Origin of the sequence: Pedobacter faecalis (genome assembly GCF_030182585.1) — a bacterium.
Lineage (GTDB): Bacteria > Bacteroidota > Bacteroidia > Sphingobacteriales > Sphingobacteriaceae > Pedobacter > Pedobacter faecalis.
Genome location: NZ_JARXOW010000005.1, coordinates 1 through 2,173, shown reverse-complemented (window position 1 = coordinate 2,173; position 2,173 = coordinate 1). Strand labels below are relative to the sequence as shown.

The 2,173-nt window shown below is 48.9% G+C and carries 2 tRNA genes and 1 rRNA gene; all 3 read right to left on the bottom strand.

Annotated elements, in window-relative coordinates:
• Positions 1-2 precede the first annotated feature (2 nt).
• The 3 genes from QEP07_RS16525 to QEP07_RS16515 all read right to left on the bottom strand — a co-directional run bounded on the left by QEP07_RS16525 (position 3) and on the right by QEP07_RS16515 (position 1,804).
• Positions 3-76 (bottom strand) — tRNA-Ala (locus QEP07_RS16525).
• Between the two features lie 14 nt (positions 77-90).
• Positions 91-165 (bottom strand) — tRNA-Ile (locus tag QEP07_RS16520).
• Positions 166-282: 117 nt separating this feature from the next.
• Positions 283-1,804: ribosomal RNA gene (locus QEP07_RS16515) — 16S ribosomal RNA — on the bottom strand.
• Between the last annotated feature and the right edge of the window lie 369 nt (positions 1,805-2,173).

Here is a 2,173-nt window from a genome sequence, read left to right as displayed (position 1 = left end):
AGTGGAGAATAACGGAGTCGAACCGTTGACCTCCTGCGTGCAAGGCAGGCGCTCTAGCCAGCTGAGCTAATCCCCCTTAAGATTCATCTGTAGTCCCGAGCAGATTTGAACTGCTGACCCCTACATTATCAGTGTAGTGCTCTAACCAAACTGAGCTACGGGACTATATGTCTATACTGCAGTATGGAGCACTAAACGATGCTTCATCCTATGGGTGTTTCTTGTTGAGATCTATCGTCATTTATATCATTTGCGCCGAGCGAGTAGTCAACCCTACTCCAGAAAGGAGGTATTCCAGCCGCACCTTCCGGTACGGCTACCTTGTTACGACTTAGCCCCAGTTATCGGTTTTACCCTAGGACGCTCCTTGCGGTTACATACTTTAGGTACCCCCAACTTCCATGGCTTGACGGGCGGTGTGTACAAGGCCCGGGAACGTATTCACCGCGTCATTGCTGATACGCGATTACTAGCGAATCCAACTTCAAGAGGTCGAGTTGCAGACCTCTATCCGAACTGTGAACGGCTTTTTGAGATTCGCATGCTGTTGCCAGCTAGCTGCCCTCTGTACCGTCCATTGTAGCACGTGTGTAGCCCCGGACGTAAGGGCCATGATGACTTGACGTCGTCCCCTCCTTCCTCTCTGTTTGCACAGGCAGTCTGTTTAGAGTCCCCACCTTAACATGCTGGCAACTAAACATAGGGGTTGCGCTCGTTGCGGGACTTAACCCAACACCTCACGGCACGAGCTGACGACAGCCATGCAGCACCTAGTTTCCTGTCCCGAAGGACTAACTCATCTCTGAGTTATTCAGTAACTTTCAAGCCCGGGTAAGGTTCCTCGCGTATCATCGAATTAAACCACATGCTCCTCCGCTTGTGCGGGCCCCCGTCAATTCCTTTGAGTTTCACCCTTGCGGGCGTACTCCCCAGGTGGAATACTTAACGCTTTCGCTTAGCCGCTAACTGTATATCGCTAACAGCGAGTATTCATCGTTTAGGGCGTGGACTACCAGGGTATCTAATCCTGTTTGATCCCCACGCTTTCGTGCCTCAGCGTCAATAAAACCATAGTAAGCTGCCTTCGCAATCGGTGTTCTGTGACATATCTATGCATTTCACCGCTACTTGTCACATTCCGCCTACCTCTAGTTCATTCAAGCCCATCAGTATCAAGGGCACTGCGATGGTTGAGCCACCGTCTTTCACCCCTGACTTAACAGGCCGCCTACGCACCCTTTAAACCCAATAAATCCGGATAACGCTTGGATCCTCCGTATTACCGCGGCTGCTGGCACGGAGTTAGCCGATCCTTATTCCTTCGGTACATTCAGCTCAGTACACGTACTGAGGTTTATTCCCGAATAAAAGCAGTTTACAACCCAGAGGGCCGTCTTCCTGCACGCGGCATGGCTGGTTCAGAGTTGCCTCCATTGACCAATATTCCTTACTGCTGCCTCCCGTAGGAGTCTGGTCCGTGTCTCAGTACCAGTGTGGGGGGTCATCCTCTCAGATCCCCTAGTCATCGTCGCCTTGGTGGGCCGTTACCCCGCCAACTAGCTAATGACACGCATGCCCATCTTAATCCTATAAATATTTGATCATTGTACAATGCTGTACTGTGATTTTATGCGGTGTTAATCCGGATTTCTCCGGGCTATCCCCCTGATTAAGGTAGGTTGCATACGCGTTACGCACCCGTGCGCCACTTTCTTATCCAGCAAGCTGGATAATATCGTTCGACTTGCATGTATTAGGCCTGCCGCTAGCGTTCATCCTGAGCCAGGATCAAACTCTCCATTGTAAAATGTTGTTTGAATTCCTGACTATTCTTAAAATGTTAATAATAGTCTTTATTCTAATTATTGTCTGTTAGATATTGACTTAAAAATAAGCTTGGCAATCATGTACTTCGATTCCGTACTGTATTACCTCGCTCGCGCTATAAATGACATCTCTTTAATGAACTTCTCGGGTCCCCCGTCGCGGTTCGCCCTTCTATATCAAAATGAATCTCTCTTCAGTTTCTTCCCGGTCTATTCCTCCGGAAGTCAGTTTCAAAAAACCCATCCTTTCAATCTTTTCTTTTCTCCTTTCCGGTATCTGCCGGTCAGGTCCCCGTCGTTTGGGATTGCAAAGGTAGAAAAAATTCTGCCGCTGTCAAGAACTTTTT